Annotated in this window: 23 protein-coding genes and 1 pseudogene; 12 read left to right on the forward strand and 12 right to left on the reverse strand. The window is 60.0% G+C overall.

Annotated elements, in window-relative coordinates:
* The first annotated feature begins 41 nt into the window (after nt 1-41).
* Nucleotides 42-1559 carry an MDR family MFS transporter gene (locus tag HV782_RS22905; RefSeq protein ID WP_123466306.1) on the forward strand — a complete coding sequence of 506 codons (1518 nt, stop codon included), beginning with the start codon at nt 42-44 and terminating at the stop codon, nt 1557-1559.
* 122 nt (nt 1560-1681) lie between these two features.
* Here HV782_RS22905 and HV782_RS22910 read toward each other — a convergent pair whose 3' ends face one another.
* The 4 genes from HV782_RS22910 to HV782_RS22925 all read right to left on the reverse strand — a co-directional run bounded on the left by HV782_RS22910 (nt 1682) and on the right by HV782_RS22925 (nt 5608).
* Nucleotides 1682-2530: a cache domain-containing protein gene (locus HV782_RS22910; protein WP_128616300.1), complete on the reverse strand. Its 849-nt coding sequence runs from the start codon at nt 2528-2530 to the stop codon at nt 1682-1684.
* 109 nt (nt 2531-2639) lie between these two features.
* Complete coding sequence (locus HV782_RS22915) at nt 2640-3494, reverse strand: ATPase (RefSeq protein WP_128616301.1); 855 nt, start codon at nt 3492-3494, stop codon at nt 2640-2642.
* 126 nt (nt 3495-3620) lie between these two features.
* Nucleotides 3621-4613: an NAD-dependent epimerase/dehydratase family protein gene (locus HV782_RS22920; protein ID WP_186746771.1), complete on the reverse strand. Its 993-nt coding sequence runs from the start codon at nt 4611-4613 to the stop codon at nt 3621-3623.
* Between the two features lie 107 nt (nt 4614-4720).
* Complete coding sequence (locus HV782_RS22925; protein WP_186746769.1) at nt 4721-5608, reverse strand: LysR family transcriptional regulator ArgP; 888 nt, start codon at nt 5606-5608, stop codon at nt 4721-4723.
* Nucleotides 5609-5704: 96 nt separating this feature from the next.
* On the opposite strand from HV782_RS22925, the gene HV782_RS22930 reads away from it, so the two are divergent.
* From HV782_RS22930 to HV782_RS29070, 4 genes and pseudogenes are all read left to right on the forward strand, one after another.
* A complete protein-coding gene (locus HV782_RS22930) occupies nt 5705-6106 on the forward strand; it encodes an ACT domain-containing protein (protein ID WP_186746767.1) in 402 nt (133 codons plus the stop codon).
* Nucleotides 6107-6111: 5 nt separating this feature from the next.
* Nucleotides 6112-6714, forward strand: coding sequence for a LysE/ArgO family amino acid transporter (locus HV782_RS22935; RefSeq protein WP_186746764.1), 603 nt, complete (start codon nt 6112-6114; stop codon nt 6712-6714).
* A gap of 176 nt (nt 6715-6890) precedes the next feature.
* The gene (locus HV782_RS22940; protein WP_003227660.1) at nt 6891-7487 is read left to right on the forward strand and encodes a superoxide dismutase; all 597 of its coding nucleotides are present in this window, start codon (nt 6891-6893) and stop codon (nt 7485-7487) included.
* A gap of 145 nt (nt 7488-7632) precedes the next feature.
* Nucleotides 7633-7797 (forward strand): annotated as a pseudogene (locus HV782_RS29070) (DUF6124 family protein); the annotation flags it as partial.
* 140 nt (nt 7798-7937) lie between these two features.
* Here HV782_RS29070 and HV782_RS22945 read toward each other — a convergent pair.
* The 3 genes from HV782_RS22945 to HV782_RS22955 all read right to left on the reverse strand — a co-directional run bounded on the left by HV782_RS22945 (nt 7938) and on the right by HV782_RS22955 (nt 9641).
* Nucleotides 7938-8315, reverse strand: a complete 378-nt coding sequence (locus tag HV782_RS22945; RefSeq protein ID WP_123466292.1) for a hypothetical protein — start codon at nt 8313-8315, stop codon at nt 7938-7940.
* Nucleotides 8315-9106, reverse strand: coding sequence for a hypothetical protein (locus HV782_RS22950; RefSeq protein ID WP_186746762.1), 792 nt, complete (start codon nt 9104-9106; stop codon nt 8315-8317). Before HV782_RS22950 ends, HV782_RS22945 begins: the two co-directional genes overlap by 1 nt.
* Nucleotides 9107-9194: 88 nt before the next feature.
* Nucleotides 9195-9641, reverse strand: coding sequence for a hypothetical protein (locus tag HV782_RS22955; protein ID WP_186746760.1), 447 nt, complete (start codon nt 9639-9641; stop codon nt 9195-9197).
* Between the two features lie 350 nt (nt 9642-9991).
* On the opposite strand from HV782_RS22955, the gene HV782_RS22960 reads away from it, so the two are divergent.
* The 7 genes from HV782_RS22960 (at nt 9992) to HV782_RS22990 (ending at nt 21943) form a co-directional block, all read left to right on the forward strand.
* Nucleotides 9992-12043: a putative bifunctional diguanylate cyclase/phosphodiesterase gene (locus tag HV782_RS22960; protein WP_123466288.1), complete on the forward strand. Its 2052-nt coding sequence runs from the start codon at nt 9992-9994 to the stop codon at nt 12041-12043.
* 188 nt (nt 12044-12231) lie between these two features.
* Nucleotides 12232-13569 (forward strand): imelysin family protein, encoded by a 1338-nt coding sequence (locus tag HV782_RS22965; RefSeq protein WP_186746758.1) that lies wholly within the window; start codon nt 12232-12234, stop codon nt 13567-13569.
* Between the two features lie 294 nt (nt 13570-13863).
* Nucleotides 13864-15291 (forward strand): di-heme oxidoreductase family protein, encoded by a 1428-nt coding sequence (locus HV782_RS22970; protein WP_186746756.1) that lies wholly within the window; start codon nt 13864-13866, stop codon nt 15289-15291.
* A gap of 26 nt (nt 15292-15317) precedes the next feature.
* Nucleotides 15318-16382, forward strand: coding sequence for an imelysin family protein (locus HV782_RS22975; RefSeq protein ID WP_186746754.1), 1065 nt, complete (start codon nt 15318-15320; stop codon nt 16380-16382).
* Between the two features lie 14 nt (nt 16383-16396).
* Entirely contained in the window at nt 16397-17497 is a 1101-nt protein-coding gene (locus HV782_RS22980; RefSeq protein WP_186746752.1) for a DUF1513 domain-containing protein, read from the forward strand.
* A 248-nt stretch (nt 17498-17745) separates the two neighbouring features.
* A complete protein-coding gene (locus HV782_RS22985) occupies nt 17746-18894 on the forward strand; it encodes an efflux RND transporter periplasmic adaptor subunit (protein ID WP_186746749.1) in 1149 nt (382 codons plus the stop codon).
* 13 nt (nt 18895-18907) lie between these two features.
* Entirely contained in the window at nt 18908-21943 is a 3036-nt protein-coding gene (locus HV782_RS22990) for a multidrug efflux RND transporter permease subunit (protein ID WP_123466276.1), read from the forward strand.
* A gap of 166 nt (nt 21944-22109) precedes the next feature.
* On the opposite strand, the gene HV782_RS22995 is transcribed toward HV782_RS22990, so the two are convergent.
* The 5 genes from HV782_RS22995 to colR all read right to left on the reverse strand — a co-directional run bounded on the left by HV782_RS22995 (nt 22110) and on the right by colR (nt 25838).
* Complete coding sequence (locus HV782_RS22995; RefSeq protein ID WP_128616208.1) at nt 22110-22337, reverse strand: hypothetical protein; 228 nt, start codon at nt 22335-22337, stop codon at nt 22110-22112.
* Between the two features lie 2 nt (nt 22338-22339).
* Entirely contained in the window at nt 22340-23056 is a 717-nt protein-coding gene (locus tag HV782_RS23000; RefSeq protein WP_128616209.1) for a lipopolysaccharide kinase InaA family protein, read from the reverse strand.
* Between the two features lie 4 nt (nt 23057-23060).
* Entirely contained in the window at nt 23061-23729 is a 669-nt protein-coding gene (locus HV782_RS23005) for a class I SAM-dependent methyltransferase (RefSeq protein ID WP_123466270.1), read from the reverse strand.
* A 152-nt stretch (nt 23730-23881) separates the two neighbouring features.
* Entirely contained in the window at nt 23882-25165 is a 1284-nt protein-coding gene (locus HV782_RS23010) for a sensor histidine kinase (protein ID WP_186746747.1), read from the reverse strand.
* Nucleotides 25155-25838: a two-component system response regulator ColR gene (gene colR, locus HV782_RS23015; protein ID WP_186746745.1), complete on the reverse strand. Its 684-nt coding sequence runs from the start codon at nt 25836-25838 to the stop codon at nt 25155-25157. The genes HV782_RS23010 and colR overlap by 11 nt, the downstream gene beginning before the upstream one ends.
* Between the last annotated feature and the right edge of the window lie 94 nt (nt 25839-25932).

Raw genomic sequence — 25932 nt, forward strand, 5'->3', positions numbered from 1 at the left:
CTTGCGACCTGCGGGATTCTCACTGCCCGCAGGTTCCGCCCGTGACCAATCTTCACCAGCCTGAAACACCCAAACCGGCCATTCGCAGCGTGCTGGTCGCGCTGATGATGGCGATCTTTCTTGGCGCGCTGGACCAGACCATCGTCGCCGTGTCGATGCCGGCCATCTCCGCCCAGTTCAAGGACGTCAGCCTGCTGGCCTGGGTAATTTCTGGCTACATGGTGGCGATGACCGTGGCCGTGCCGATCTACGGCAAGCTCGGCGATCTGTACGGGCGGCGCAAACTGATGCTGTTCGGCATGGGCCTGTTCACCCTCGCCTCGCTGTTCTGCGGCATGGCGCAAAGCATGGAACAACTGGTGCTGGCGCGGATTCTTCAGGGCATCGGCGCCGGCGGCATGATTTCGGTGAGTCAGGCGATCATCGGCGACATCGTGCCACCGCGTGAGCGCGGGCGTTATCAGGGTTATTTCAGCAGCATGTACGCGGTGGCCAGCGTCGCCGGTCCGGTGCTGGGCGGTTACATGACCGAATACCTGTCGTGGCGCTGGGTGTTTCTGATCAACCTGCCGCTGGGCCTCGGTGCCTGGTGGGTGGCGCGGCGCAACCTGCGCGGATTGCCGGTTCCGCAGCGCAAACCGATCATTGATTACCTCGGCACGCTGCTGATGATCATCGGTCTGACCGCGCTGTTGCTGGGCATCACCCAGGTCGGTCAGGGTCATTCGTGGCGCAGCAGTGAAGTGCTTGGCTTGTTCGCCTGCGCCGTCGTGGTGCTGGCAGTGTTCGTCTGGCATGAACGCCGGGCGCGGGAACCGCTGCTACCGATGCACCTGTTCGCCAACCGCAATGCCCTGCTGTGCTGGTGCACGATTTTCTTTACCAGTTTCCAGGCGATTTCGTTGATCGTGCTGATGCCGTTGCGCTTTCAGAGTGTCACCGGCGCCGGTGCTGACAGTGCGGCGTTGCATCTGTTGCCTTTGGCAATGGGCCTGCCAATCGGTGCCTACTTCGCCGGGCGGCGCACGTCGATCACCGGGCGCTACAAACCGCAGATCCTCACCGGTGCGATCCTGATGCCGATCTCGATTCTCGGCATGGCATTCAGTCCGCCAGAAGCAACGCTGCTCAGTGGTCTGTTCATGCTGCTCAGCGGCATTGCCGGGGGTATGCAATTCCCCACGTCGCTGGTCGGCACCCAAAACTCGGTGGAGCAACGTGACATCGGTGTCGCCACCAGCACCACCAACCTGTTTCGCTCGCTGGGCGGCGCGGTGGGGGTGGCGTTGATGTCGGCACTGTTGCTGGCCTTCTTGCAGGATTCGAGTTTTGCCCATCTGGCAAGCAGTTCGCTGATGAGCGAGGGGCATTCGGGCAACGTGTTGCTCGATGGCTTGAACGCGGCGCCAGGGGATGCACAGAACGCCTTGCGTGCGGAGCTTTCGGTGACGTTCCGGCATTTGTTGTGGGTGAGCACGGCGGTGTCGCTGCTGGGGCTGGCGGCAGCGATTGCGATGCCCAATAACCTGTTGCGCGGGCGTGAGCACGGCGCCAGATAGAACAAACACCACTATCCCCTGTAGGAGTGAGCCTGCTCGCGATCAGGGTATGTCAGTCGACATCACTGTTGAATGAAACACGCTGATCGCGAGCAGGCTCACTCCTGCAAAAGGCCGTTCACTCAAGGGCTGTAGTAACCCACCGCCACCAGGAAATGCCCGACCTTCTTCAGGTAGGCATGCTTATCCTCGACCTTGCCGGTCACCGGGTTTTTCCAGCGGTATTCGTATTCGCCACTGTCCTGCTTGCCGATCAGCGCCAGAATCGGTTCGCCCACCGGTTTGCCGTCCGGGTCCTTGATCTTGCTGAAATCGGTGTTGATCAGCCGCAGGTTAGTGCCGTGGGCGACATAGCGCTGGGTGTCGAGGTCGACCACAAACACATACAGGTCATCCTGCAGATAGCCGCCCTTGAGCGAGTTGATCGCCGTCAGCGTGCCCTTTTCGTCTTTGCCCAGATCGGTGGCTGCTTTATCAAGCAGTGCCTTGGCTTGCTCCGCAGAGGCTCGCGGCAAGTAATAACCCACTGCCAGAATTCGCTGGCCGATGCGCTGGTAATACACATGCTTGCGCTCGACTTTGCCGTCCGCCCAGTTCTGCCAGCGGTATTCGGCTTGCTGGATGCCGTTGCCTTCAGGCACCAGCAACGCGTCCTTGAAGGTCTTTTGCAGGTCCGGCCCGAGCACTTCGCTGACATCACGACCGATCAAGGCAGAGGATGGCCCGCCGCTGGCGAGCATCACGCCCTTGGTATCGACCACGAACACATAACGATCCTTATCGACGAACTCGCCCTGACGGCTGAACGCGGCGAAGGCCTTGTCGCCGTTGTCGTGGTAGTAGGCCAGTGCCTTTTCCAGCAGGGCGATGGCGGCCTTGCTGTCGTCCTTTTGCGTGGAGACGGCATTGGCCTGCCCTGCCCCCACAAGCAGCATCAGCCCGAGCCACGCCACTTTATGCAAAAACCCCATAACGCATCCCTCGTTCTTGTTGGTGTTTCAAGAGCGTAGACGGCTTGGGGTCATATGGAAGTTGAACTTGAATCCAGAGATTACAGGCGAGAGCCCCTCAGCTCAGCCCCTAGGGCCGGGCATTGATCTGTTGCTGCAGGTTCTGGATCTGTGCCTGCAAGGTATTGAGGTTGCGGGTCATCTGGCCACGGAACGCATCGAACTCGGCGGTATTGCCACCGCCCTGTGGCGCTGCCGGACGGTTGTCCTGCTCGCTTTTGAGGACAACGATTTCCTGCTCCAGGCGCTCGATCGCAGCGTTCGAGTTGCCCTGCTTTTTCAGCGCAGTGATATCCGCGCCGAGGCTTTTCAGCTGGGTGTCATAACTCTTGAGCAGGGCATCGACCTTGCTGGTGTCGGCCGGCGCACTTTTCAGGGTCGCCAGTTCTGCACTCAGGGCTTTGACCTGGGCCTGCAACTGGGTGTTGGCGTTCTGTTGTTCGGTGGTCTGCGCGGTCATCTGCGCCAGGCGCTTGTCCAGATCGCTGGCCTGACCGGCCACACCCTGCTGCTGTTTGCCCTGATCGAGCAACTTGCCTTCAAGCGCCTTGATCTGCAGCTTCAGGGCTTCGCTGTCGGTGTTGACGTTGGTCTGGCTGGCGACCACCTTGCCGGAAATATCCTGCAAGCGCCCCGCGGCTTCCTCACTGATGCGCGCGAAGCTTTCCTGGGTCGCGACCAGTTGCTGTTCCATCAGCGAGATCTGCTGAAAGCTCCACCACGCCAGGCCCATGAAGGCAAAAAACAGCGCGCCGACCAGCGCCCACAATGGCCCGGTGCTGGCCGCCCGGACCTTGACCGCCGGTGGCGTGCGCGAGTGCACGGACGTGCGGGCAGTGGTCGGAATGTCATCGTCGTCGAACGTGTCGGCGCGCAGGCTCGGGACATCGTCGAAATCGTCGTGGGCATCATTACGCATGGACATTGAGGCAACCTTTGTGAAACGCGGTGATGGCTAAATGCTGCGAAGTATAACCGCCGCAGCCGCAGGGATTGACCCCCAACCTGCGGTGCGGTTCATTGCCGGCCGGCCGAATCGTTGCAACGCGTTTCAGCGAATGTCCTGCGCTTTCCACCAGCCGCAGAACTCGTCGAGCGCCGACCACAGGCTGACTTTCGGATCGTAGTCGAGATAATGCCGGGCGCGACTGATGTCGAGGGTGAAATTTTTTTTCATCACTTGCATGCCCAGGCGCGACAGCGTCGGTTCCGGTCGCCCCGGCCAGAGCCGGCAGGCGCCTTCGTTGAGGGCCGCGACACTGTACGCCAGGCCGTAGGACCGGTACTTGGTGACCTGCGGGACTTCCATCTTGCGCATCACATAATTGACCACATCCCACAACGGCACCGGCGCGCCGTTGCTGATGTTGTAGGCCTTGCCCAGCGCCGAGCCGGCCGCCAGCAAACTGCTGAGCATGGCCTCGTTGAGGTTCTGCACACTGGTGAAATCGACCTTGTTCAGGCCATTGCCGATAATCGCCAGCCGGCCCTTGCGCTGCATGTTCAGCAGGCGCGGGAAAATACTCATGTCGCCGGCCCCGGTAACGAAACGCGGACGCAGCGCAAGGGTTTCCAGACCGAATTCCTGCGCGCCAAAGACCTTTTGCTCGGCGAGATACTTGGTCGCCGCGTAGGGATGCTTGAAACGTTTGGGCACCTGTTCTTCGGTGAGGTTGAAGTGGTCGCGCCCATCGAAATAGATCGACGGCGACGACAGGTGCACCAGCCGCCGCACGCGCTGCTTCAGACAGGCTTCGACGACGTTTTCCGTGACCTGCACGTTGCCCTGATGAAAGTCCTGATAACGCCCCCACAGGCCGACGGCGCCGGCGCAGTGCACCACCGCTTCGACGTCGGCACACAGTTCACGCACCAATTCGGGATCGGTCAGGTCGCCGGGGATGAATTCGGCACCGCGGCGTACCAGATGCTCGACGCTCTCGGCCCCGCGACCGTTGACCCGCACGTCCAGGCCCTGCTCCAGGGCGAAACGCGCAAAGCGTCCGCCAATGAAGCCGCTTGCGCCGGTGACCAGAATTTTCATGTAAAGCTCCAATGAAACCAGCTGCGAGCTTCAAGCTTCGAGCTGCAGGGTAAAAACAATGCTCAGCGCTTGACTTGCCGCTTGCAGCTTGACGCTCGCAACTGCTTTTAAGCCACCAGCCATTGTGGTGAAGAACGTACCAATTGTTCGGTCAGCAAACCCAGCAGCTGACCACCATTGCGCCAATGATGCCAGTACAACGGCACGTCGATCGGTTTATCTGGCAACAGTTCGCGCAACACACCGCGTTGCAACTGGTCGCGCACCTGCAGTTCCGGCACCAGTCCCCAACCGAAACCGGCTTCGGTCAGGCGCACAAAACCTTCGGAAGACGGGCACAAATGGTGCTCGAATCCGCCATCGACGCCGAGCGAGGCCAGGTAGCGATGCTGCAGGAAATCGTCCGGGCCGAACACCAGCGCCGGGGTGCGCGGCAACTGCTCGGCGCGCACGCCATCAGGAAAATGCCGCGCGATGAACGCCGGGCTGGCCAGCGCCCGGTAACGCATCGCCCCGAGCAATACGCTACGGGCGCCGGCAACCGGGCGTTCGCTGGCACAGACACAGGCCGCGACCTCGCCGGCACGCATGCGCTTGAGGCCGACGGTTTGATCCTCCACCACCAGATCCAGCAATAAATGCTGCTCGGCACAAAAATCACCCACGGCTTCGGCCCACCAGGTGGCGAGGCTGTCGGCATTAATGGCGATGCGCAAACGCTCGGGCAGGCCTTCTTCGTCGAGCGCTGGCACCAGCGTCTGCAAATCGCGCTCGAGCAGTCGTACCTGCTGCACATGGTTGAGCAGACGTCGGCCAATTTCGGTCGGCGACGGCGGCGTGCCGCGCACCAGCACCGGTTGGCCGACCCGCGCCTCCAGCAACTTGATCCGCTGGGAAATCGCCGATTGCGAAAGGCCCAGCACCTGCGCGGCGCGCTCGAATCCGGCCTGCTCGACCACGGCGGCCAGCGCAGACAGCAATTTGTAGTCGAACATCAGTTTTCCTAATGAGCGATCAGCACTATTGGTTTTTCTTATACAACTTTCGACCGGAGAATAGCCAGCAAGCACTCTTCATCAAGGAACACTGCAATGGCTGGCGAAACCTCACTCACGACGTTGCTGCGCAGCATGAGCCCGCAGCTCAATGCTGGCGAATACGTGTTCTGCACCTTGGTCGATGGCCAGTTTCCCGAGGGTCTGGAGATTGTCGGCAGCTTCCGCGAGCAGGAAGGCCTGACCTTGATTCTCGAGCGCTCCCAGGCTGTACGGTCCGGGTTCGGTTTCGATTATGTGGCGGCGTGGATCACCCTCAATGTGCATTCGGCACTGGAAGCGGTCGGCCTCACTGCGGCGTTCGCCAGCGCACTGGGCAAGGCCGGGATCAGTTGCAACGTAATCGCCGGTTACTACCACGATCATTTGTTTGTCGGTCAGGCCGATGCCGAACGCGCCATGCAAGTGCTGCGCGATCTCGCAGCCAACGCGGAGTAATCGTTATGTGGCAAAGCTATGTAAACGGCCTGTTGGTGGCCTTGGGGTTGATCATGGCGATCGGCACCCAGAATGCTTTTGTCTTGGCCCAGAGCCTGCGGCGTGAACATCACCTGCCGGTGGCGGCGTTGTGTGTGGCGTGCGATGCGCTGCTGGTGGCGGCCGGGGTGTTTGGTCTGGCCACCGTGTTGGCGCAGAACCCGACATTGCTCGCGGTGGCGCGCTGGGGCGGCGCAGCCTTTCTGATCTGGTATGGCAGCCAGGCGCTGCGCCGGGCGTTCTCGACACAGAGTCTGGATCAGGGCGAAAACCCCACCGTGCGCTCGTTGCGCGCGGTGATGCTCAGCGCGCTGGCAGTGACGCTGCTCAACCCGCACGTGTATCTCGACACGGTATTGCTGATCGGCTCGCTTGGTGCGCAGCAGTCGGTGCCGGGGGCTTATGTCGTCGGCGCGGCGAGTGCGTCGCTGCTGTGGTTTTTCACCCTCGCCCTCGGTGCCGCATGGCTGGCGCCGTGGCTGGCAAGGCCGAGTACCTGGCGGATTCTTGATCTGGTGGTGGCATTGATGATGTTTACGGTGGCTGGCCAACTGATTATCGCCAACTGATTTATTCCAAACAGCTCTGGAACCTCTATCCCACACAGTTGTTGCGTGGTTAAGCCTTGACCCCGGTGCTATGATCCGAACCCTGCGCCGCAAAGAGTAAAAACTCGTCGGTGCATTTCTGGCCGCCCGTGATCGGCCTTGCGCTCACCGCAACAGACCTGATTAGGAGAATCATCATGGCTTTCGAATTGCCGCCGCTGCCTTACGCACACGATGCCCTGCAGCCGCACATTTCCAAGGAAACCCTGGAATTTCACCACGACAAGCACCACAACACCTATGTCGTGAACCTGAACAACCTGGTGCCAGGCACCGAGTTCGAAGGCAAGACCCTGGAAGAGATCGTCAAGACTTCCTCGGGCGGTATCTTCAACAACGCCGCTCAGGTCTGGAACCACACTTTCTACTGGAACTGCCTGGCGCCAAACGCCGGCGGTCAACCAACCGGCGCACTGGCTGAAGCCATCAACGCAGCCTTCGGTTCGTTCGACAAGTTCAAGGAAGAGTTCAGCAAAACCTCGATCGGCACCTTCGGTTCCGGCTGGGGCTGGCTGGTGAAAAAGGCTGACGGTTCCCTGGCCCTGGCCAGCACCATCGGCGCCGGCAACCCGCTGACCAGCGGCGACACCCCGCTGCTGACCTGCGACGTCTGGGAACACGCTTACTACATCGACTACCGCAACCTGCGTCCGAAGTACGTTGAAGCGTTCTGGAACCTGGTCAACTGGAAGTTCGTTGCTGAGCAGTTCGAAGGTAAAACCTTCACCGCTTAAGCTGCGCGCCAGTCAAAAAACCCGGCTATTGCCGGGTTTTTTTATGCTTGCGTATCCCTGTGGAGCTGCCGAAGACTCGGATAGATTTAAACATACATGTTTAACAAACATGTCCTGATACCGACTCAAGCTACACAATCTTGTGCCTCTGCCTATGCACCTCGCCAATCCGAAGTACGACACCGAATCCCCGCTGGCAAATGCCAGCGAAACACTGGGATCGTTCACAGAGATACTCAACAACTTCGCCGCTGTGCCTGATGTCTCGCACCGCAAGACCGCGCTGGATAACGTGCAACCGGTTGCTTAGTTGTCACGACGGACTGACAACATACACAGCCCCTTGTGGCCGTGTTTTGATTTTATCGGCGCCCCACTGCTCTGCCATCAGACAAACGCATGACCAAATTTTGGGACAAGCGACTGTAGCAGTCCGCGGGTACTGTGCGATCACAGATATTGCTTGATATTGATCCATACCAAAATCGCGGAAAACCATAAAACGCAGACTGTATTGATGTGACCGGGGATGATCACCCAAGGGCGCAATTGCTTTGGAAAATTATTTACTTCCTCAATGGACTCCGGGTCTAAATTTCGCAGGACCTTTAGAACCAAAAGGGCATATACAACTTCAAGACTACCCACTTTGAAGACGATCGGCGTACTTTTGTCGCCCCGATGTGATGCGACGAAACGAGAGTTCGATAAATGGCTCTGAATTTCCTCCAGCTTGTGGGTCGCTACATAAGCTGAAAAGCAATAGTTCAGAAAAAACAATACAAAAAGGGGTATTCCAGATAAGCCAACAAACTGATCAAGGCTCATTATTGACTCACCTCATACAACTTTTCACCGACGAACTCACCAAACTGACCACCGCTATCTCCCATTTGTGCGGCAAGCATGCCACTTACAACCAACATGCAAACCAGACCTCCTGTACCCGCCGTGCCCACTCCAAGAGCAACACATGTCATTGGTGCGATTGGCGCCAGTCTGGTTGCCATCATTCCGCCCACAACATTTCCTGACAGCTTAGAACCTTCGACAAATTTCGCCTGACGGCATTCCTCTTCGCGTCCGGTACGGCATGCTTCGTGAATTTTCATCGCCGCCGAGCTCGCGCCCAATCCAATTGCCAAATAACCGCCGGCCTTTATGTACTTAGAAGATCGCGCCACGCCCTCAATATGTGTCGCATATCCCGGCAATTGATTCGGTGCGCCTGCCTTGTTCCAGTTGTGCACAGTCCTTCGCGAAGATAATCCTAAAGCCCGTTTAAGTTTGGGGTGATCCGGGATGCCCGTCATCTTGCGAACCAAGAGCCCCAAACCGGTATCAAGCTTCGACATCAACCGCTTGCGCTGCGCAAAAAACTGCGGGGAATGGAGATTACCGTTCTGGCGGTACTGCTCGATATGTAAGCGTTCCAGTTCTTTAAGCGTGCCCTTAAGCGTTTCCATGTGCTGCCCCACCATAAACGATGCAACACCCAACGCTCCGGAAGAAACACCCAAAAACGGTTCAATCACCTCATGATGCTCAACCATGAAAGAAGCCTCTTCATCCGTCAGGTCTTTCAGCGCTTCATTCACTTTCTCCGCTGCCGCCATCATTTGCGCCTCTTCGCGTCGGCACATGTAGTTGCGCGAGTCGCTGAAGAGGACCATCTGCCCCGCTTTGACCTGTTCACCCAAATGACGGTTAAGCGAACGGAACTCGCGGCGCAGTGCTTCGCCAGGCGTCGTTTGGTACAGCGCGCTCCAGCGCTTCGCGGCTCATAGATGTCTGGACAATGTGAAAGCCTGACTCAGCCGGTTTCGGCAAGGTGTAGGCGTGGTCTTCCACCAGTTGCTCGGCCAGTGGTGGTTCGGGTTGGGGGCTGAAGGCGTTCCACGAAGCGCCGCCGCTATCAGTAACAACCCGCGGTTTCACTATGACCCAGTCACCGTTATTGATGGCTTCTACGAGTTTTCGCTGGTTGGCGCCTTGCAGATAGTTGGAGTGATTGAGGCCCATTGCATTGAGCAGGTTGTCGAATCCCGGCAGTTCATCCGGACGGTTGAGTGCCTCTCGAAAGGTGTCCATGGCCTGGTGGGTGTCGAGCGCCTGTTGGCCGTGGAGTTCACGTTGAGGGATAAGTCTGGTCACGTCCGTGCCCCGCTCTGCAAAACGGAGGACTTTGGCGAGCGAACTCAAACTTGAATGCCGGGTGTTTCTGTTTTGCGTGTAGGGGGAATCCGACTTCTCTGTGGCGCGCTGCTTGCTGCCATGCCACAGCGGGCTACCATCAAAAAGAGGAAAAAATGCTGCAAACCGCTCAAGTTGAGGGTCGAAACTACCGACACAGTACAGATTAGGGCTAATACTCCAGGCAGCTGCATTTCGGCCACCGCCACAGGCAAATAACCCTGGGCTTGATTGTCCCTTTGACTGCCATCACGGGATTGCCAATACTCATGGCAACTTGACGCTACCCGCACGGAACAAGGAATAACCCTTTGAAGCTGGAACTCAAGAACAGCTTGTCGGTGAAGTTGCTCCGGGTCGTGCTCCTGTCAGCATTGATCGTCGGCGTGGTCTTGAGCTGCGCGCAGATTGTGTTCGATGCCTACAAAACCCGTCAGGCCGTAGCCAGCGACGCCGAGCGGATCCTCGACATGTTCCGCGATCCCTCCACCCAGGCGGTTTACAGCCTGGACCGGGAAATGGGCATGCAGGTAATCGAAGGCCTGTTCCAGGACGAGGCGGTGCGCCAGGCGTCAATCGGCCATCCCAACGAAGCCATGCTCGCGCAGAAGTCCCGTGAGTTGCAGCATTCCAACAGCCGCTGGCTGACCGACCTGATTCTCGGCCAGGAGCGCACCTTTACCACGCAATTGGTCGGTCGCGGTCCCTACAGCGAGTATTACGGCGACCTGAGCATCACCCTCGACACCGCCACTTATGGCGAGAGTTTCATCGTCAGCTCGGTGATCATCTTCATTTCCGGCGTGCTGCGCGCGCTGGCCATGGGCCTGGTGCTGTATCTGGTTTATCACTGGCTGCTGACCAAACCGCTGTCGCGGATCATCGAGCACCTCACCGAAATCAACCCGGACCGCCCCAGCGAACACAAGATTCCGCAACTCAAGGGTCACGAGAAAAACGAGCTGGGCATCTGGATCAACACCGCCAACCAGTTGCTCGAATCCATCGAACGCAACACCCACCTGCGCCACGAAGCGGAAAACAGTCTGCTACGCATGGCCCAGTACGACTTTCTGACCGGCCTGCCGAACCGCCAGCAATTACAGCAGCAACTGGACAAGATTCTGGTCGACGCCGGCAAGCTGCAACGGCGGGTCGCGGTGTTGTGCGTGGGGCTGGATGATTTCAAGGGCATCAACGAGCAGTTCAGCTACCAGACCGGCGACCAGTTATTGCTGGCACTTGCCGATCGGCTGCGCGCCCACAGCGGTCGGCTTGGCGCACTCGCCCGCCTCGGCGGCGATCAGTTCGCGCTGGTGCAGGCCGATATCGAACAGCCTTATGAAGCCGCGGAACTGGCGCAAAGCATCCTCGACGATCTGGAAGCGGCGTTCGCCCTCGACCATCAGGAAATCCGCCTGCGCGCCACCATCGGCATCACCTTGTTCCCCGAAGACGGCGACAGCACGGAAAAGCTGTTGCAGAAAGCCGAGCAGACCATGACCCTGGCCAAGACCCGCTCGCGCAATCGCTATCAGTTCTACATCGCCAGCGTCGACAGCGAGATGCGCCGCCGGCGCGAACTGGAAAAAGACCTGCGTGATGCACTGCTGCGCGATCAGTTCTACCTCGTCTACCAGCCACAGATCAGCTATCGCGATCATCGCGTGGTCGGGGTCGAAGCGTTGATTCGCTGGCAGCATCCGGAACACGGTCTGGTGCCGCCGGATCTGTTCATTCCGTTGGCCGAACAGAACGGCACGATCATCGCCATTGGCGAATGGGTGCTCGATCAGGCCTGCAAACAACTGCGCGAATGGCACGATCAGGGTTTCGTCGACCTGCGCATGGCCGTCAACCTGTCCACCGTGCAACTGCACCACGCCGAGCTGCCGCGGGTGGTCAACAATCTATTGCAGATGTATCGCCTGCCTCCCCGCAGCCTGGAGCTGGAAGTCACCGAAACCGGCCTGATGGAAGACATCAGCACCGCCGCCCAGCACTTGCTCAGCCTGCGCCGCTCCGGGGCGCTGATCGCCATCGACGACTTCGGCACCGGTTATTCATCGCTGAGTTATCTGAAAAGCCTGCCGCTGGACAAGATCAAGATCGACAAGAGCTTCGTCCAGGATCTGCTGGATGACGACGACGATGCGACCATCGTTCGCGCGATCATTCAACTGGGCAAGAGCCTTGGCATGCAGGTGATTGCCGAGGGCGTGGAAACCGCCGAGCAGGAGACGTACATCATTTCCGAAGGCTGCCACGAAGGTCAGGGCTACCACTACAGCAAACCGCTGCCGGCCCGTGAGCTGGGTGCCTACCTCAAACAGGCGCAACGCAGCAACGCAGCCATTTTGTAACCTCAGAAGATCGCAGCCCAGCAGATGCAGCCGAAGGCTCGGACCGCGTTCGGACGATCTTTTGCGTTTCGTAAATAAGAAATATTTCCAGCCACAGCCCTTTACACATAATGCGAAAGATTTGCATTATGTCGCAGTTTTGCGCCCCCAGCGCCTATCCATTCAACTACCGAAGCAGGATGTTCGCCATGATTCGTATGCCTCTGGCTACCGCCAGTCTGCTGGCCATCGCTATTTCCCTCGCCGGTTGCGGCGAAGGCAAAGACAAAGCCGCCGCGCCGACGCCAGCTGCCAGCACTACCGCGCCAGCGGCTGCGCCTGCCGCTGCCGGTAAAGTCGACGAAGCGGCCGCCAAGGCTGTGGTCGCGCACTACGCCGACATGGTCTTCGCCGTTTACAGCGATGCCGAATCCACCGCGAAAACCCTGCAAACCGCCGTCGACGCGTTTCTCGCCAAGCCGAACGCCGATACCCTGAAAGCCGCCAAGGCTGCCTGGGTTGCCGCGCGCGTGCCTTACCTGCAGAGCGAAGTGTTCCGCTTCGGCAACACCATCATCGACGACTGGGAAGGTCAGGTGAATGCCTGGCCACTGGACGAAGGCCTGATCGACTACGTCGACAAATCCTACGAACACGCGCTGGGTAACCCGGGCGCCACGGCCAACATCATCGCCAACACTGAAGTGCAGGTCGGCGAAGACAAGGTCGATGTAAAAGACATCACCCCGGAAAAACTCGCCAGCCTCAACGAGCTGGGCGGTTCCGAGGCGAACGTCGCCACCGGCTACCACGCCATCGAATTCCTGCTCTGGGGCCAGGACCTGAACGGCACCGGCCCGGGCGCAGGCAACCGCCCGGCGTCGGACTACCTGGAAGGCGCCGGCGCCACCGGCGGTCACAACGATCGTCGCCGTGCGTACCTGAAAGCCGTGACCCAACTGCTGGTCAGCGACCTGGAAGAAATGGTTGGCAACTGGAAACCGAACGTGGCCGACAACTACCGCGCCACCCTGGAAGCCGAGCCGGCTGAAACCGGTCTGCGCAAAATGCTCTTCGGCATGGGCAGCCTGTCGCTGGGCGAACTGGCGGGTGAGCGCATGAAGGTTTCCCTGGAAGCCAACTCCCCTGAAGACGAGCAGGACTGCTTCAGCGACAACACCCACAACTCGCACTTCTACGATGCCAAAGGCATTCGTAACGTGTACCTGGGCGAGTACCCCCGTACCGACGGCACCAAAATGACCGGCGCCAGCCTGTCGTCGCTGGTGGCCAAGGCCGACCCGGCTGCCGACAACGCGCTGAAAGCCGATCTGGCCGCCACCGAAGCCAAGATCCAGGTCATGGTCGATCACGCCAACAAGGGTGAGCACTACGACCAGTTGATCGCTGCCGGCAACACTGCGGGCAACCAGATCGTGCGTGATGCCATCGCATCCCTGGTCAAGCAGACCGGTTCGATCGAAGCCGCTGCTGGCAAACTGGGCATCAGCGACCTGAACCCGGACAATGCTGATCACGAGTTCTGATCACAGCGTCTGCGTCAAAAAAAGGCGACCTGCGGGTCGCCTTTTTTCATGCCTGCTTTTTGCTGTAATGCTGATGACCTCATCGCTGGCAAGCCAGCTCCCACAGGGAATGGTGACTTACACGGATTCTGCAAACACCTCAAATCCTGTGGGAGCTGGCTTGCCAGCGATAGGGGCACCTCGGTCTCAAGTGAAACCCTGCCGTAAATCAAGTAAACGATAATTCCTCTTATTCAAACCCCCTCGCCCTGTTAGACTTTGCGCCTTTAATTTCGCCCGTCTGCAGGATGTCCGATGCCTTCGCTGTCGCTTCGCTTGTCCGCACTGCTTCTGGCCCTGGGCCTGAGTGCCTGTGATGACGCTCCGCGCTTTACCAAGGCTGAGCCTGGTGAAGCGCGTTCAGGCGGTGCAGCGACCGTGCGCAAGACCGATCAGAACGCCTTCTCCCTGCCCTCGGCCAACCTGCCGCCGTCGCGCCGGGTCGATTTCAGTGTCGGCAACAGTTTCTTCCGCAGCCCGTGGGTGATCGCACCGTCGACCACCACTGCGCGGGACGGCCTCGGTCCGCTGTTCAACACCAACGCCTGCCAGAACTGCCACATCAAGGACGGTCGCGGCCATCCACCGACGCCGGACGCAGCCAATGCGGTGTCCATGCTGGTACGCCTGTCGATTCCTGACGCGCCTGAATTTGCCAAACTCATCGAGCAGGTCGGCGTAGTGCCGGAGCCGGTCTACGGCGGCCAGTTCCAGGACATGGCGGTGCCCGGCGTCGTCCCCGAAGGCAAGGTGCGCGTCGAGTACACCCCGGTGCCGGTCCGCTTCAAGGACGGCACTGAAGTGGAACTGCGCAAACCGGTGCTGCAGTTCACTCAGCTGGGCTACGGCCCGATGCACCCGGACACGCGTTTCTCCGCCCGGATCGCGCCGCCGATGATCGGCCTCGGTTTGCTCGAAGCAATCCCGCAAGAGGCGATTCTCGCCAACGCCGCCGCGCAGGCGAAAGCGAACAACGGCATCAATGGCCGGCCGAATCAGGTCTGGGATGACGCGCAGCAGAAGACCGTCATGGGCCGGTTCGGCTGGAAAGCCGGGCAACCGAATCTCAATCAGCAGAATGTTCACGCGTTTTCCGGGGACATGGGCCTCACGACCAGCCTGCGCCCCTTCGATGACTGCACCGACGCGCAAACCACCTGCAAACAGGCACCGAACGGCAATGGCCCGGACGGCGAGCCGGAAGTCAGCGACAACATCCTGCGGCTGGTACTGTTCTACAGCCGCAACCTCGCGGTGCCGGCGCGCCGTGGCGTCAATGATCCCGAAGTGCTGGCCGGCAAGAACCTGTTCTTCCAAGCCGGTTGCCAGTCGTGCCACACCCCGAAATACACCACCGCCGCCAACGCGGCCGAACCTGAACTGGCCAATCAGGTGATTCGTCCGTACAGCGATCTGTTGCTGCATGACATGGGCGACGGCCTGGCCGACAACCGTACGGAATTCCAGGCCTCTGGCCGCGACTGGCGCACGCCGCCGTTGTGGGGGATCGGCCTGACGCAAGCCGTCAGCGGCCACACACAGTTTTTGCATGACGGTCGCGCGCGCAATCTGCTCGAAGCGGTGCTTTGGCATGGCGGCGAAGCGCAAGCCGCGCAGCAACAGGTTTTGTCTTTCAATGCCGAGCAGCGTGCCGCGCTGCTGGCGTTTTTGAACTCACTTTAAACACTGAAAAGAATCGGGAGCCCGACATGTTCCGTCCCAAGCTACTGTTCACCAGCCTTGCCGCGCTCGCCCTCGGTGCCTGCTCGCCGCAGGATCCGCAAGCGGTCACGTCGGCGGCCATCGCCAAATCGGTGATCCTGCCGACCTACACCCGTTGGGTCGAAGCCGACAGGCAACTGGCAGTCAGCGCCCTCGCCTACTGCCAGGACAAGGAAACCCTGGAAACCGCCCGCGCCGACTTTCTCCACGCGCAGAAAGCCTGGGCCGAGCTGCAACCGTTGCTGATCGGGCCGCTGGCCGAGGGCAACCGTTCGTGGCAGGTGCAGTTCTGGCCGGACAAGAAAAACCTCGTCGGTCGTCAGGTCGAGCAACTGGTCGTCGCCCAGCCACAGATCGACGCCGCTGCCCTGGCCAAATCGAGCGTGGTGGTGCAAGGCCTGTCGGCTTACGAGTACATCCTGTTCGATGAAAAGCCTGACGTTGCCAATGCTGAACAGAAAGCCAAGTACTGCCCGCTGTTGATCGCCATCGGCGAACGTCAGAAGCAATTGGCCGAGGAGATTCTGCAGAGCTGGAACAACAGCGACGGCATGCTGGCGCAGATGAGCAAATTCCCGAACCAGCGCTACGCCGACTCCCACGAAGCGATCGCCGATCTGCTGCGCGTGCAGGTCACCGCCCTCGACACGCTGAAGAAAAAGCTCGGCACGCCGATGGGCCGCCAGAGCAAGGGTGTGCCACAGCCGTTCCAGGCCGATGCATGGCGCAGCCAGGCGTCGCTGACCGCACTGGAAGCCAGCCTTGCCGCCGCCAAAACCGTCTGGGAAGGCGTCGACAACAAAGGCTTGCGCGGTCTGCTGCCGACCGAACAGAAACCGTTGGCGGACAAGATCGACGCCGCCTACGCCGCGTCGCTGGAACTGTTCGGCAGCACGCAGCGTTCGCTGACCGAAATGCTCCAGGACGACGCCGGTCGCCAGCAGCTCAACGACCTCTACGACAGCCTCAACGTCGTCCATCGCCTGCACGAAGGCGAACTGGCCAAGGCGTTGGGCATTCAACTGGGCTTCAACGCCAACGACGGTGACTGATGAGGACAAGTGCCATGCTGCGACGCCAGGCTCTGACTTTAGGTAGTGTGCTGCTGGGAGCAGTGACTCTGGGCGGCTGGACGCTGTTCAAGCGCAAGGATCAGAGCCCGTTGTTGCTCTCGGCGCGCGATGACACCGATGGCAAGCACTACGCCGTCGGCTATCGGCTGGACGGCACTCGCGTGTTCGCCACGCACGTCGGCCAGCGCTGTCACGACATCATCAATCACCCGACGCTGCCGATCGCGCTGTTCGTTGCCCGCCGGCCGGGCACCGAGAGCTACCTGATCGACCTGCGCGACGGGGCCTTGCTGCAGACCGTGACGTCGCAGCCGAACCGGCACTTCTACGGCCATGCGGTGGTGCACAAGGACGGCGAATACCTGTACGCCACCGAAAACGATACGACCGATCCGGGCCGCGGCCTGCTCGGGGTGTACCGGTTCGAAGGCGAGCGGCTGGTGCACAGCGGCGAGATTTCCACCCATGGCCTGGGCCCGCATCAGGTGTCGTGGATGCCGGATGGGGAAACCCTGGTGGTGGCCAACGGCGGGATTCGGACCGAAGCGGAAAGCCGCGTCGACATGAACCTCAATGCCATGGAACCGAGCCTGGTACTGATGCAGCGCGACGGCACCCTGCTGAGCAAGGAAACCCTCGCCCAGCAGATGAACAGCGTACGTCACCTGGGCATCGCCAGCGACGGCACCATCGTCGCCGGTCAGCAATTCATGGGCGCGTCCCACGAGCGTTCCGAACTGCTGGCAATCAAGCGTCCAGGGCAACCGTTCGTGGCGTTCCCGGTGCCGGATCACCAGTTGCAGTCAATGGGGCATTACACCGCCAGCGTCGCCGTGCACAGCGATTTACGTCTGGTGGCGCTGACGGCGCCGCGTGGCAACCGGTTCTTCATCTGGGATCTGGACAGCGGCGAAGTGCGCCTCGACGCGCCCTTGCCTGATTGCGCCGGTGTCGGCGCGGTGAAGGACGGGTTTGTCGTGACCTCAGGGCAAGGGCGTTGCCGCTACTACGATTGCCGCCAGAATGAACTGCTGGCCAAACCGCTGGAGCTGCCGGCGGGGCTCTGGGACAACCATCTGCATTTGATGGCCTGACCCCGTATTGGTGGCGAGGAGATTTATCCCCGTTCGGCTGCGCAGCAGCCGTAAAACCATCCGATACGGAGCAACCGACAGGACGCGGTTGCAGGTTTTGGGGCGGCTATGCCATCCAACGGGGATAAATCCCCTCGCCACAGGTTTTCCACTCGCCCTCACCTGTGAAAACTGCCAGTTGGAATCCGCACCTGACTCGGAGTAATGTGCCCGCCTGTCTCACCTGATTTATCCAAGGAACTGGAAATATGCTGCGTCGCCGCATGCTGATCATGTTGGGTGTTGTCTTGTTGATCGTCCTGGTCCTGGGCGGGTACAAGGCCTTTTCGATCTACACAATGATCCAGGGCTTTTCCAAGCCGAAACCGCCCATCAGCGTCGCGGTGGCCACGGCTTACGAGCGGCCGTGGCAGATGCGTCTGCCCACGGTCGGCACACTGAAAGCGCTGCAAGGCGTCGAGCTGAGCCTGGAAGTCGCCGGCACCGTCACCGAACTCAAATTCGAATCCGGGCAGAAGGTCAAGGCCGGGCAACCGCTGCTGCAACTCGACAGCGCCGTCGAAACCGCCCTGCTGGAAACCGCCAGGGCCGACCTCGGTCTGGCGCAACTGGACTTCGGCCGCGGCAGCCAACTGGTCGACAGCCGGGCCATCTCCAAAGGCGAGTACGACCGGCTTTCGGCGGTTCTGCAAAAGAACAAGGCCACGGTCAACCAGCTCAATGCCTCCCTGGCGAAAAAACGCATCCTCGCGCCGTTCAGCGGCACCATCGGCATTCGTCAGGTCGACGTCGGCGATTACCTCGCCAGCGGCACCAAAATCGCCACCCTGCAGGACCTGAGCAGCCTCTACGCCGACTTCTATGTGCCCGAGCAATCGGTACCGAAACTGGCCATCGGCCAACCGGTGAATATCTCGGCCGCCGCTTACCCCGGCCAGGTCTTCCCGGGCAAGATCAGCGCGATCAACCCGATCGTCGAAAGCTCGACGCGTAACATTCTGGTGCGCGCCACCCTGGCCAACCCCGACGGCAAACTGCTGCCGGGCATGTTCGCCAGCCTCGATGTGCTGCTGCCCGATCCGCAGAAGCACATCGTGGTGCCGGAAAGCGCGATCACCTACACCCTCTACGGCAACTCGGTCTACGTGGTCGGCCAGAAGAAAGCCGCAGACGGCAGCGTCGAAAAGGACGACAAGGGCCAACCGGTGCTGATTGCCGAGCGACGCTTCATCGAAACCGGTGAACGCCGCGAGGGCCTGGTGATGATCAACAAGGGCGTGCAGAGCGGCGAACAAGTGGTGACGGCCGGCCAGATCAAACTGGACAACGGCGCCCATATTGCCATCAGCGAAGACAAGACCCTCGGCGAGCAGAACAGTCCGCCTCGCGCCGACTGATCAAGGAATTCCCATGGCTTTTACTGATCCGTTCATCCGCCGCCCGGTGCTCGCCACCGTGGTCAGCCTGTTGATTGTGCTGCTCGGCTTTCAGGCCTGGAGCAAGTTGCCCCTGCGCCAATACCCGCAAATGGAAAACGCCCTGATCACGGTGACCACGGCCTACCCCGGGGCCAACGCCGAAACCATTCAGGGTTACATCACCCAACCGATGCAGCAAAGCCTGGCCAGCGCCGAGGGCATCGACTACATGACGTCGGTCAGCCGGCAGAACTTCTCGGTGATTTCGATCTACGCACGTATCGGCTCCAACACCGATCGCCTCTTTACCGAGTTGCTGGCCAAGGCCAACGAGGTGAAAAACAAACTGCCGCAGGACGCTGAAGACCCGGTGCTGAGCAAGGAGTCCGCCGACGCCTCGGCGCTGATGTACATCAGCTTCTTCAGCAAGGACTTGAGCAACCCGCAGATCACCGACTACCTGTCACGGGTGATCCAGCCGAAACTCGCGACCCTGCCGGGCATGGCCGAAGCAGAGATTCTCGGCAATCAGGTGTTCGCCATGCGCCTGTGGCTCGACCCGGTGAAGCTCGCCGGTTTCGGCCTCAGCGCCAGCGACGTGACCAATGCGGTGCGCCAGTACAACTTCCTCTCCGCCGCCGGCGAGGTGAAAGGCGAGTACGTGGTCACCAGCATCAACGCCAACACCGAACTGAAATCCGCCGAGGCTTTTGCGGCGATTCCGCTCAAGGTCAGTGGCGACAGCCGCGTGCTGCTCGGCGATGTCGCGCGGGTGGAGATGGGCGCGGAAAACTACGACTCGATCAGTTCGTTCGGCGGCACGCCGTCGGTGTACATCGGCATCAAGGCCACGCCCGGCGCCAACCCGCTGGACGTGATCAAGGAAGTGCGCAAGCTGATGCCCGAGCTGGAAGCGCAGCTGCCGCCGAACCTCAAGAGCGAGATTGCCTACGACGCCACCCTGTTCATTCAGGCCTCCATCGACGAGGTAGTGAAAACCCTGTTCGAAGCGGTACTGATCGTGATTGTCGTAGTGTTTCTGTTCCTCGGCGCGTTGCGTTCGGTGGTGATTCCGGTGGTGACCATTCCGTTGTCGATGATCGGCGTGATGTTCTTCATGCAGATGATGGGCTACTCGATGAACCTGCTGACGCTGCTGGCAATGGTGCTGGCCATCGGTCTGGTGGTGGACGATGCGATTGTCGTGGTGGAAAACATCCACCGGCACATCGAGGAAGGCAAGACGCCGTTTGATGCGGCCCTGGAAGGTGCGCGGGAAATCGCCATGCCGGTGGTGTCGATGACCATCACCCTGGCCGCGGTGTACGCGCCGATCGGCTTCCTCACCGGTCTGACCGGCGCGCTGTTCAAGGAGTTTGCGCTGACCCTCGCCGGGGCGGTGGTGATCTCCGGGATCGTCGCCCTGACCCTGTCGCCGATGATGTGCGCACTTCTGCTGCGTCACGAAGAAAACCCCAGTGGCCTCGCCCACCGTCTCGACCGCATTTTCGACCGTCTCAAGCGCCGCTATCAAAGCATGCTGCATGGCACGCTGAACACGCGGCCGGTGGTGCTGGTGTTCGCGGTGATCGTGCTGTGCCTGATTCCGGTATTTCTCAAGTTCGCCAAGTCGGAACTGGCGCCGGACGAAGACCAGGGCATCATTTTCATGATGGCCACCGCGCCGCAGCCGACCAACCTCGATTACCTGAGCACCTACACCGACGAGTTCATCAAGATCTTCAAGGAATTCCCCGAGTACTATTCCTCGTTCCAGATCAACGGCTACAACGGCGTGCAGGCGGGCATTGGCGGGTTCCTGCTCAAGCCATGGAACGAACGCAGCCGCACACAGATGCAAATCCTCCCTGAGGTGCAGGGCAAACTGGAAGGCATCCCGGGCCTGCAGATTTTCGGCTTCAACCTGCCCTCCCTGCCTGGCACCGGTGAAGGCTTGCCGTTCGAGTTTGTGGTCAACACCGCCAACGACTACGAATTGCTGCTGCAAGTGGCCGACCGGATCAAGAAGCGCGCGATGGAGTCGGGCAAGTTCGCCTTCGTCGACCTCGATCTGGCGTTCGACAAACCCGAGGTGGTGGTCGATATCGACCGCGCCAAAGCCGCACAAATGGGCGTGTCGATGCAGGATCTGGGGGGCACGCTGGCGACGTTGCTGGGTGAAGCGGAAATCAACCGGTTCACCATCGAGGGGCGCAGTTACAAGGTCATTGCTCAGGTTGAACGCCCCTTCCGCGACAACCCGGACTGGCTGAATAATTACTACGTGAAAAACACCCAGGGCGAGTTACTGCCGCTGTCGACTCTGATCAAGGTCAGCGACCGCGCACGACCGCGCCAGCTCAATCAGTTCCAGCAACTCAATGCGGCGAAGATCTCCGGTTTTCCGCTGGTGAGCATGGGTGAAGCCATCGACACCGTTCTGCAGATCGCCCGGGAGGAAGCACCGGCCGGTTTTGCCTTCGACTATGGCGGTGCGTCACGCCAGTTCGTTCAGGAAGGCAGCGCGTTGTGGGTGACGTTTGCACTCGCGCTGGCGATCATTTTTCTGGTGCTGGCGGCGCAGTTCGAGAGTTTCCGCGATCCGCTGGTGATTCTGGTGACGGTGCCGTTGTCGATCTGCGGGGCGCTGATTCCGCTGTTCCTGGGCTGGTCGAGCATGAACATCTACACCCAGGTGGGGCTGGTGACGCTGATCGGCCTGATCAGTAAACACGGCATCCTGATCGTCGAATTCGCCAACCAGTTGCGCAAGGACAAAGGCCTGACAGTGCGTGAAGCCGTTGAGGAAGCGGCAGCGATTCGTTTACGGCCGGTGTTGATGACCACTGCAGCGATGGTGTTTGGCATGGTGCCGTTGATTCTCGCCACCGGTGCCGGCGCGGTCAGCCGCTTTGATATCGGCATGGTGATTGCCACGGGGATGTCGATCGGCACGTTGTTTACGCTGTTCGTCTTGCCATGCGTTTACACCCTGCTGGCGAAACCCGATCCCACACCAACCGCATAACCCCCTGTAGGAGTGTGCCTGCTCGCGATAGCGGTCTGTCAGTTAATAATGATTTGAATGACACACCGCTATCGCGATCAGGCTCACTCCTACAAGAGATCTGTGTCGTGTCGGGCATAAAAAAGGCCTCGCATCTGCGAGGCCTTTCAGGTGGGCTTCAATCGGTTCAACTCTGCGGCCTCATTCCTTGGGAAAGTCCGAACATGAACAACAACAAATCATGGTCGGGCTTGGTCGCCACGGAGGCTTTGGCCACCCGTGGGATCGAACAATGGGCGTCGCTGGTAGACGCCCCAATGACCTGCATGCGTGGCTGCTCCCAGGCAGCCACCGCCAGTGATGCAACTGCCAAGGCTCCAACCAAAAACAAACCTCGTGCAATTTCGAGTTTCATCGCTATAAACCTTTGATAGCGCTGCCAAACGCCGTCTCATAAAAGTAGACGAGTTTTTTCCAGTCCGCGTCGCGGAACGACGAGTGGCGGCGTAATTGCTTCATGTCGTGAGAGGCAGCGCGATAGGCAGTCAGACGCTGGCGACATTTCTCCAGGTCGATCAGGGCTACTTCAACCTTGGCCGATTCGCCTTCGCCGGTGACCCGCACGAACACATGTTTGATGTAGATGCAGCTGTGCTGCCAACGGCCCTTGTGCATGCGCGCCAGATTCTCGGCGAGGTCCTTGAGCACACGCTCATAAACGACGTCGCCGCACTGATCACGCCCGCCGGCAGAAGCCAGCCAGTGTTCCAGCTCCTGGAAACCGTCCAGGGACTTGGTCACCAGCAACGCACGCCACTTGTGCTGCGGGTCGGGCTGGGTACCACAGAAAACGATTTGCGGCACGCGCACGCCAAGCTTGCTCACGCCGGTCAGGGCATCCAGCTCACGCAATACCGTCGGCCGTCCGAACGGGTGCAACCAGCTGCGATAGATATGACCGGTCTGGCGCTTGGCATACAGCAGTTGACCATCGCGTCCAACGACCCGCTGGACTCCACTTTCGCCACCGCGCCGCACGTTGGGTTCTTCCACCCACTCACCGCGCTGGTTCCAGTAAAAGTCAAAGCGATCTTGCGGAGCGACGTCCGTTTCTGCTGCAAATTGCACTGCCATCCTGTTACCTCTTGCGTAATACGTAAACTCGCCACATGGCGTAGAGCGGAATAAAGTCCAGTTGTTCCTGAATTCGAAACCCTGCTTCCTCGAATTCCTTTTCGACCGTAGCGGCCGGTAACACAAAGCGATTCTGGTATTGCCGTTTGTCACGCTTCTGCTCGGCGCGTTGACGCTTCCACGCCTTGAAATTGCCGTCGACCCACAGCGAAACAATCACGCTGTCGCGGGTCACGCGCTCAAATTCACGCAGAATCGTGCGCCGATGCTCGGCCTCACCGATGTGATGCAGCAGTCGCATGCAAAAAATGCTGTCGACGGCGTTATCCGGCAAGGCGATGTCGAACGCAGACGTGTGCAAGGGTTGTACCCGTTTCACCACGTCAGCCGGTTGCGACGCCATGGCCGTCTTGATCATCGACTCGGAATTGTCCGCGCCGATGATCACCCGATTGGTTTTTTCACCCAGCAATGGCCAGAAACGCCCCGCCCCACAAGGCAGGTCCAGCACCAGTCCTGGCTCGCCGACCAACGCCAGCGCCTTGCGGGCCAGCTGTTCGTCACGCCAGTGAGAAAGACGACGACCAAGGCTTTCCTTGTGCTTGCGCAGATATTTCTGGGCATGCTGATCGTCATATTTTTCGGAAAAATCGAGCTTGATCGGGCCGGCCATCACCAGGACTCCTGAGTTACTGATGCCACCACCATAGGCAGCGGCGTGTCAGCGTCAGGTCATCCCTTTGTGAAAAAAACGTCGGGGCTACCGGCAAAGTATTACAGAGTTATACAGGATTTAGACAGCTTCGAGGGAGTAGCCTCGAGCCACTACGTGCGTCGAGGCGCCCCAAGATCCACCTCGAAGCGGCAGCCATTGGGCGTCATCGTGCTCAAATTGACCGTCCAGCCCTGGTTTTCACAGATCCGTTGCACCAGAGACAGGCCGAGCCCAAGGCCTTCACCACGGTTTTCCGTGCCACGCACGAAAGGCTGGAACATGGCTTCGCGTTTTTCTTCCGGAATGCCCACACCGGAGTCTTCCACCACAAACCCGTTGGCGGTAAGGGTCAGGCGAATAAAGCCCTGATCGGTGTAATGGCAAGCGTTGCGCAACAGGTTGCCCATCACCGCGGTCAGCAACGTTGCGTTGTAACAGGTGTCCGGCGGGTTGCCGGGTTCGAACTGCAACCTCAGCCCCTTGCTTTCAATCGGCTCGCGCCATACGCACAACAGGCTGTCAGCCACTTGCGCAATATTCTGCTGCAGCGCCACCCCGGCGTTTTCGCGCTGGGCACGGGCGAGCATCAGGAAGGTCTGCACCAACTCGCGCATTTCCTCGCTGGCCCGGGCGATACGTTCCACCTGAGAACGACCGCGTTGATCAATGGCCGGATTCTCCAGCAGCAGTTCGCAAGAGCTGGCCAGCACCATCAAGGGGGTGCGCAGTTCGTGACTGACGTCGCTGGTGAATAATCTTTCACGGGTCAGGGCCTGACGCAGGCGACCGAGGGTGGCGTCGAACGCCACCGCCAGTTCGCCGACTTCGTCAGCCGCGTAGTCGGGGGCGAGCGGCGGCGCCAGCCCGAGCAACTGATCGCGGTGGCGAACCTGACGCGCCAGACGCACCACCGGCGCCATCACTTTGCGCGCAAGCACCCAGCCGAGGAATACCGCCAACGCCAGACTGAGCACAAAGCCCACCAGCACGACGGCAAACAGCACACGCTCGCGCTCTTCGAAATCGCTCTGATCCTGCAGCAGCACATATCGCCGGCCGTCGACGATTTCGACCATGGCGTGATACGACAACTGTTCGCGGAAGACTTCATGGAAGCCCGCATCCAGGTGACGCAAATCCTTGGGTAACTCGAAATCACCTGGCCCGCCGCTGAAATAGAACAACTGGTCCGGCTCGGGCCGATGGCTCCAGTCCGAGACGTTGTCCATCAGCAACAGGCGCTGCAGATCGCCACCCAACCCTGCCGAAATCAGTTTCTCCTCCACCAGATGCACCGTCGCCACGATGCCCATGGCAAAGGCGCCGGCTACCAGCGCGCTCATCAACGCAAAGGCAATGATGATCCGCTGGGAAAGGCTTTGCTTAAACTCCATCACGCCCCTCGGCCAAGCGGTAACCCACGCCGTGCACGGTATGCAGCAATGGTTTTTCGAACGGTTTGTCGATCACCTGACGCAATTGGTGGACGTGGCTGCGCAGGCTGTCGCTGTCCGGGCAATCATCGCCCCACAGCGCTTCTTCGAGAATTTCCCGCCGCAGCACGTGCGGGCTCTTCTGCATCAACACCGCCAGCAACTTGAGGCCGACCGGGTTGAGCTTGAGCAGTTTGCCTTCGCGGGTCACTTCCAGGGTGTCGAGGTCGTAGTTCAGATCGCCGACCTGCAACGCCCGGCGACCACCGCCCTGGGTGCGGCGCATCACCGCCTCGACCCGTGCCGCCAGTTCGGACAGGGCGAACGGTTTGACCAGGTAATCGTCGGCGCCGGACTTGAAACCCTGCAAGCGGTCGTCGAGTTGATCGCGAGCGGTGAGCATGATCACCGGCGTGTCACGACGGGCGTCTTCACGCAGGCGCTTGCACAGGGTGTAGCCATCAATGCCCGGCAGCATGATATCGAGCACGATCAGGTCGTAATGTTCGGTGGCAGCCAGATGCAGGCCCGACAGACCGTCCTGGGCACAATCGACTGTGTAGCCTTTGAGCCCCAGATAATCGGCCAGATTGGCCAGGATGTCGCGGTTGTCTTCGACCAATAGAATTCGCATGGGCACCTCCTCCGTACACAGTAACGGCCGTCATGGCCCGCGCAGCTTAAGGCCAGATTCTCCCCAGAGCTAGGGTTGAGCGTTTCGCGACTCA

It is taken from the genome of Pseudomonas monsensis (assembly GCF_014268495.2).
GTDB lineage: Bacteria > Pseudomonadota > Gammaproteobacteria > Pseudomonadales > Pseudomonadaceae > Aquipseudomonas > Aquipseudomonas monsensis.

Coding starts and splice junctions, on each gene's coding strand:
- HV782_RS22910 (WP_128616300.1), bottom strand. CDS start 2,530: ATGGGGTTTTTGCATAAAGTGGCGTGGCTCGGGCTGATGCTGCTTGTG.
- HV782_RS22915 (WP_128616301.1), bottom strand. CDS start 3,494: ATGTCCATGCGTAATGATGCCCACGACGATTTCGACGATGTCCCGAGC.
- HV782_RS22920 (WP_186746771.1), bottom strand. CDS start 4,613: ATGAAAATTCTGGTCACCGGCGCAAGCGGCTTCATTGGCGGACGCTTT.
- HV782_RS22925 (WP_186746769.1), bottom strand. CDS start 5,608: ATGTTCGACTACAAATTGCTGTCTGCGCTGGCCGCCGTGGTCGAGCAG.
- HV782_RS22930 (WP_186746767.1), top strand. CDS start 5,705: ATGGCTGGCGAAACCTCACTCACGACGTTGCTGCGCAGCATGAGCCCG.
- HV782_RS22935 (WP_186746764.1), top strand. CDS start 6,112: ATGTGGCAAAGCTATGTAAACGGCCTGTTGGTGGCCTTGGGGTTGATC.
- HV782_RS22940 (WP_003227660.1), top strand. CDS start 6,891: ATGGCTTTCGAATTGCCGCCGCTGCCTTACGCACACGATGCCCTGCAG.
- HV782_RS22945 (WP_123466292.1), bottom strand. CDS start 8,315: ATGAGCCTTGATCAGTTTGTTGGCTTATCTGGAATACCCCTTTTTGTA.
- HV782_RS22950 (WP_186746762.1), bottom strand. CDS start 9,106: ATGATGGCGGCAGCGGAGAAAGTGAATGAAGCGCTGAAAGACCTGACG.
- HV782_RS22965 (WP_186746758.1), top strand. CDS start 12,232: ATGATTCGTATGCCTCTGGCTACCGCCAGTCTGCTGGCCATCGCTATT.
- HV782_RS22970 (WP_186746756.1), top strand. CDS start 13,864: ATGCCTTCGCTGTCGCTTCGCTTGTCCGCACTGCTTCTGGCCCTGGGC.
- HV782_RS22975 (WP_186746754.1), top strand. CDS start 15,318: ATGTTCCGTCCCAAGCTACTGTTCACCAGCCTTGCCGCGCTCGCCCTC.
- HV782_RS22980 (WP_186746752.1), top strand. CDS start 16,397: ATGCTGCGACGCCAGGCTCTGACTTTAGGTAGTGTGCTGCTGGGAGCA.
- HV782_RS22985 (WP_186746749.1), top strand. CDS start 17,746: ATGCTGCGTCGCCGCATGCTGATCATGTTGGGTGTTGTCTTGTTGATC.
- HV782_RS22990 (WP_123466276.1), top strand. CDS start 18,908: ATGGCTTTTACTGATCCGTTCATCCGCCGCCCGGTGCTCGCCACCGTG.
- HV782_RS22995 (WP_128616208.1), bottom strand. CDS start 22,337: ATGAAACTCGAAATTGCACGAGGTTTGTTTTTGGTTGGAGCCTTGGCA.
- HV782_RS23000 (WP_128616209.1), bottom strand. CDS start 23,056: ATGGCAGTGCAATTTGCAGCAGAAACGGACGTCGCTCCGCAAGATCGC.
- HV782_RS23005 (WP_123466270.1), bottom strand. CDS start 23,729: ATGGCCGGCCCGATCAAGCTCGATTTTTCCGAAAAATATGACGATCAG.
- HV782_RS23010 (WP_186746747.1), bottom strand. CDS start 25,165: ATGGAGTTTAAGCAAAGCCTTTCCCAGCGGATCATCATTGCCTTTGCG.
- colR (WP_186746745.1), bottom strand. CDS start 25,838: ATGCGAATTCTATTGGTCGAAGACAACCGCGACATCCTGGCCAATCTG.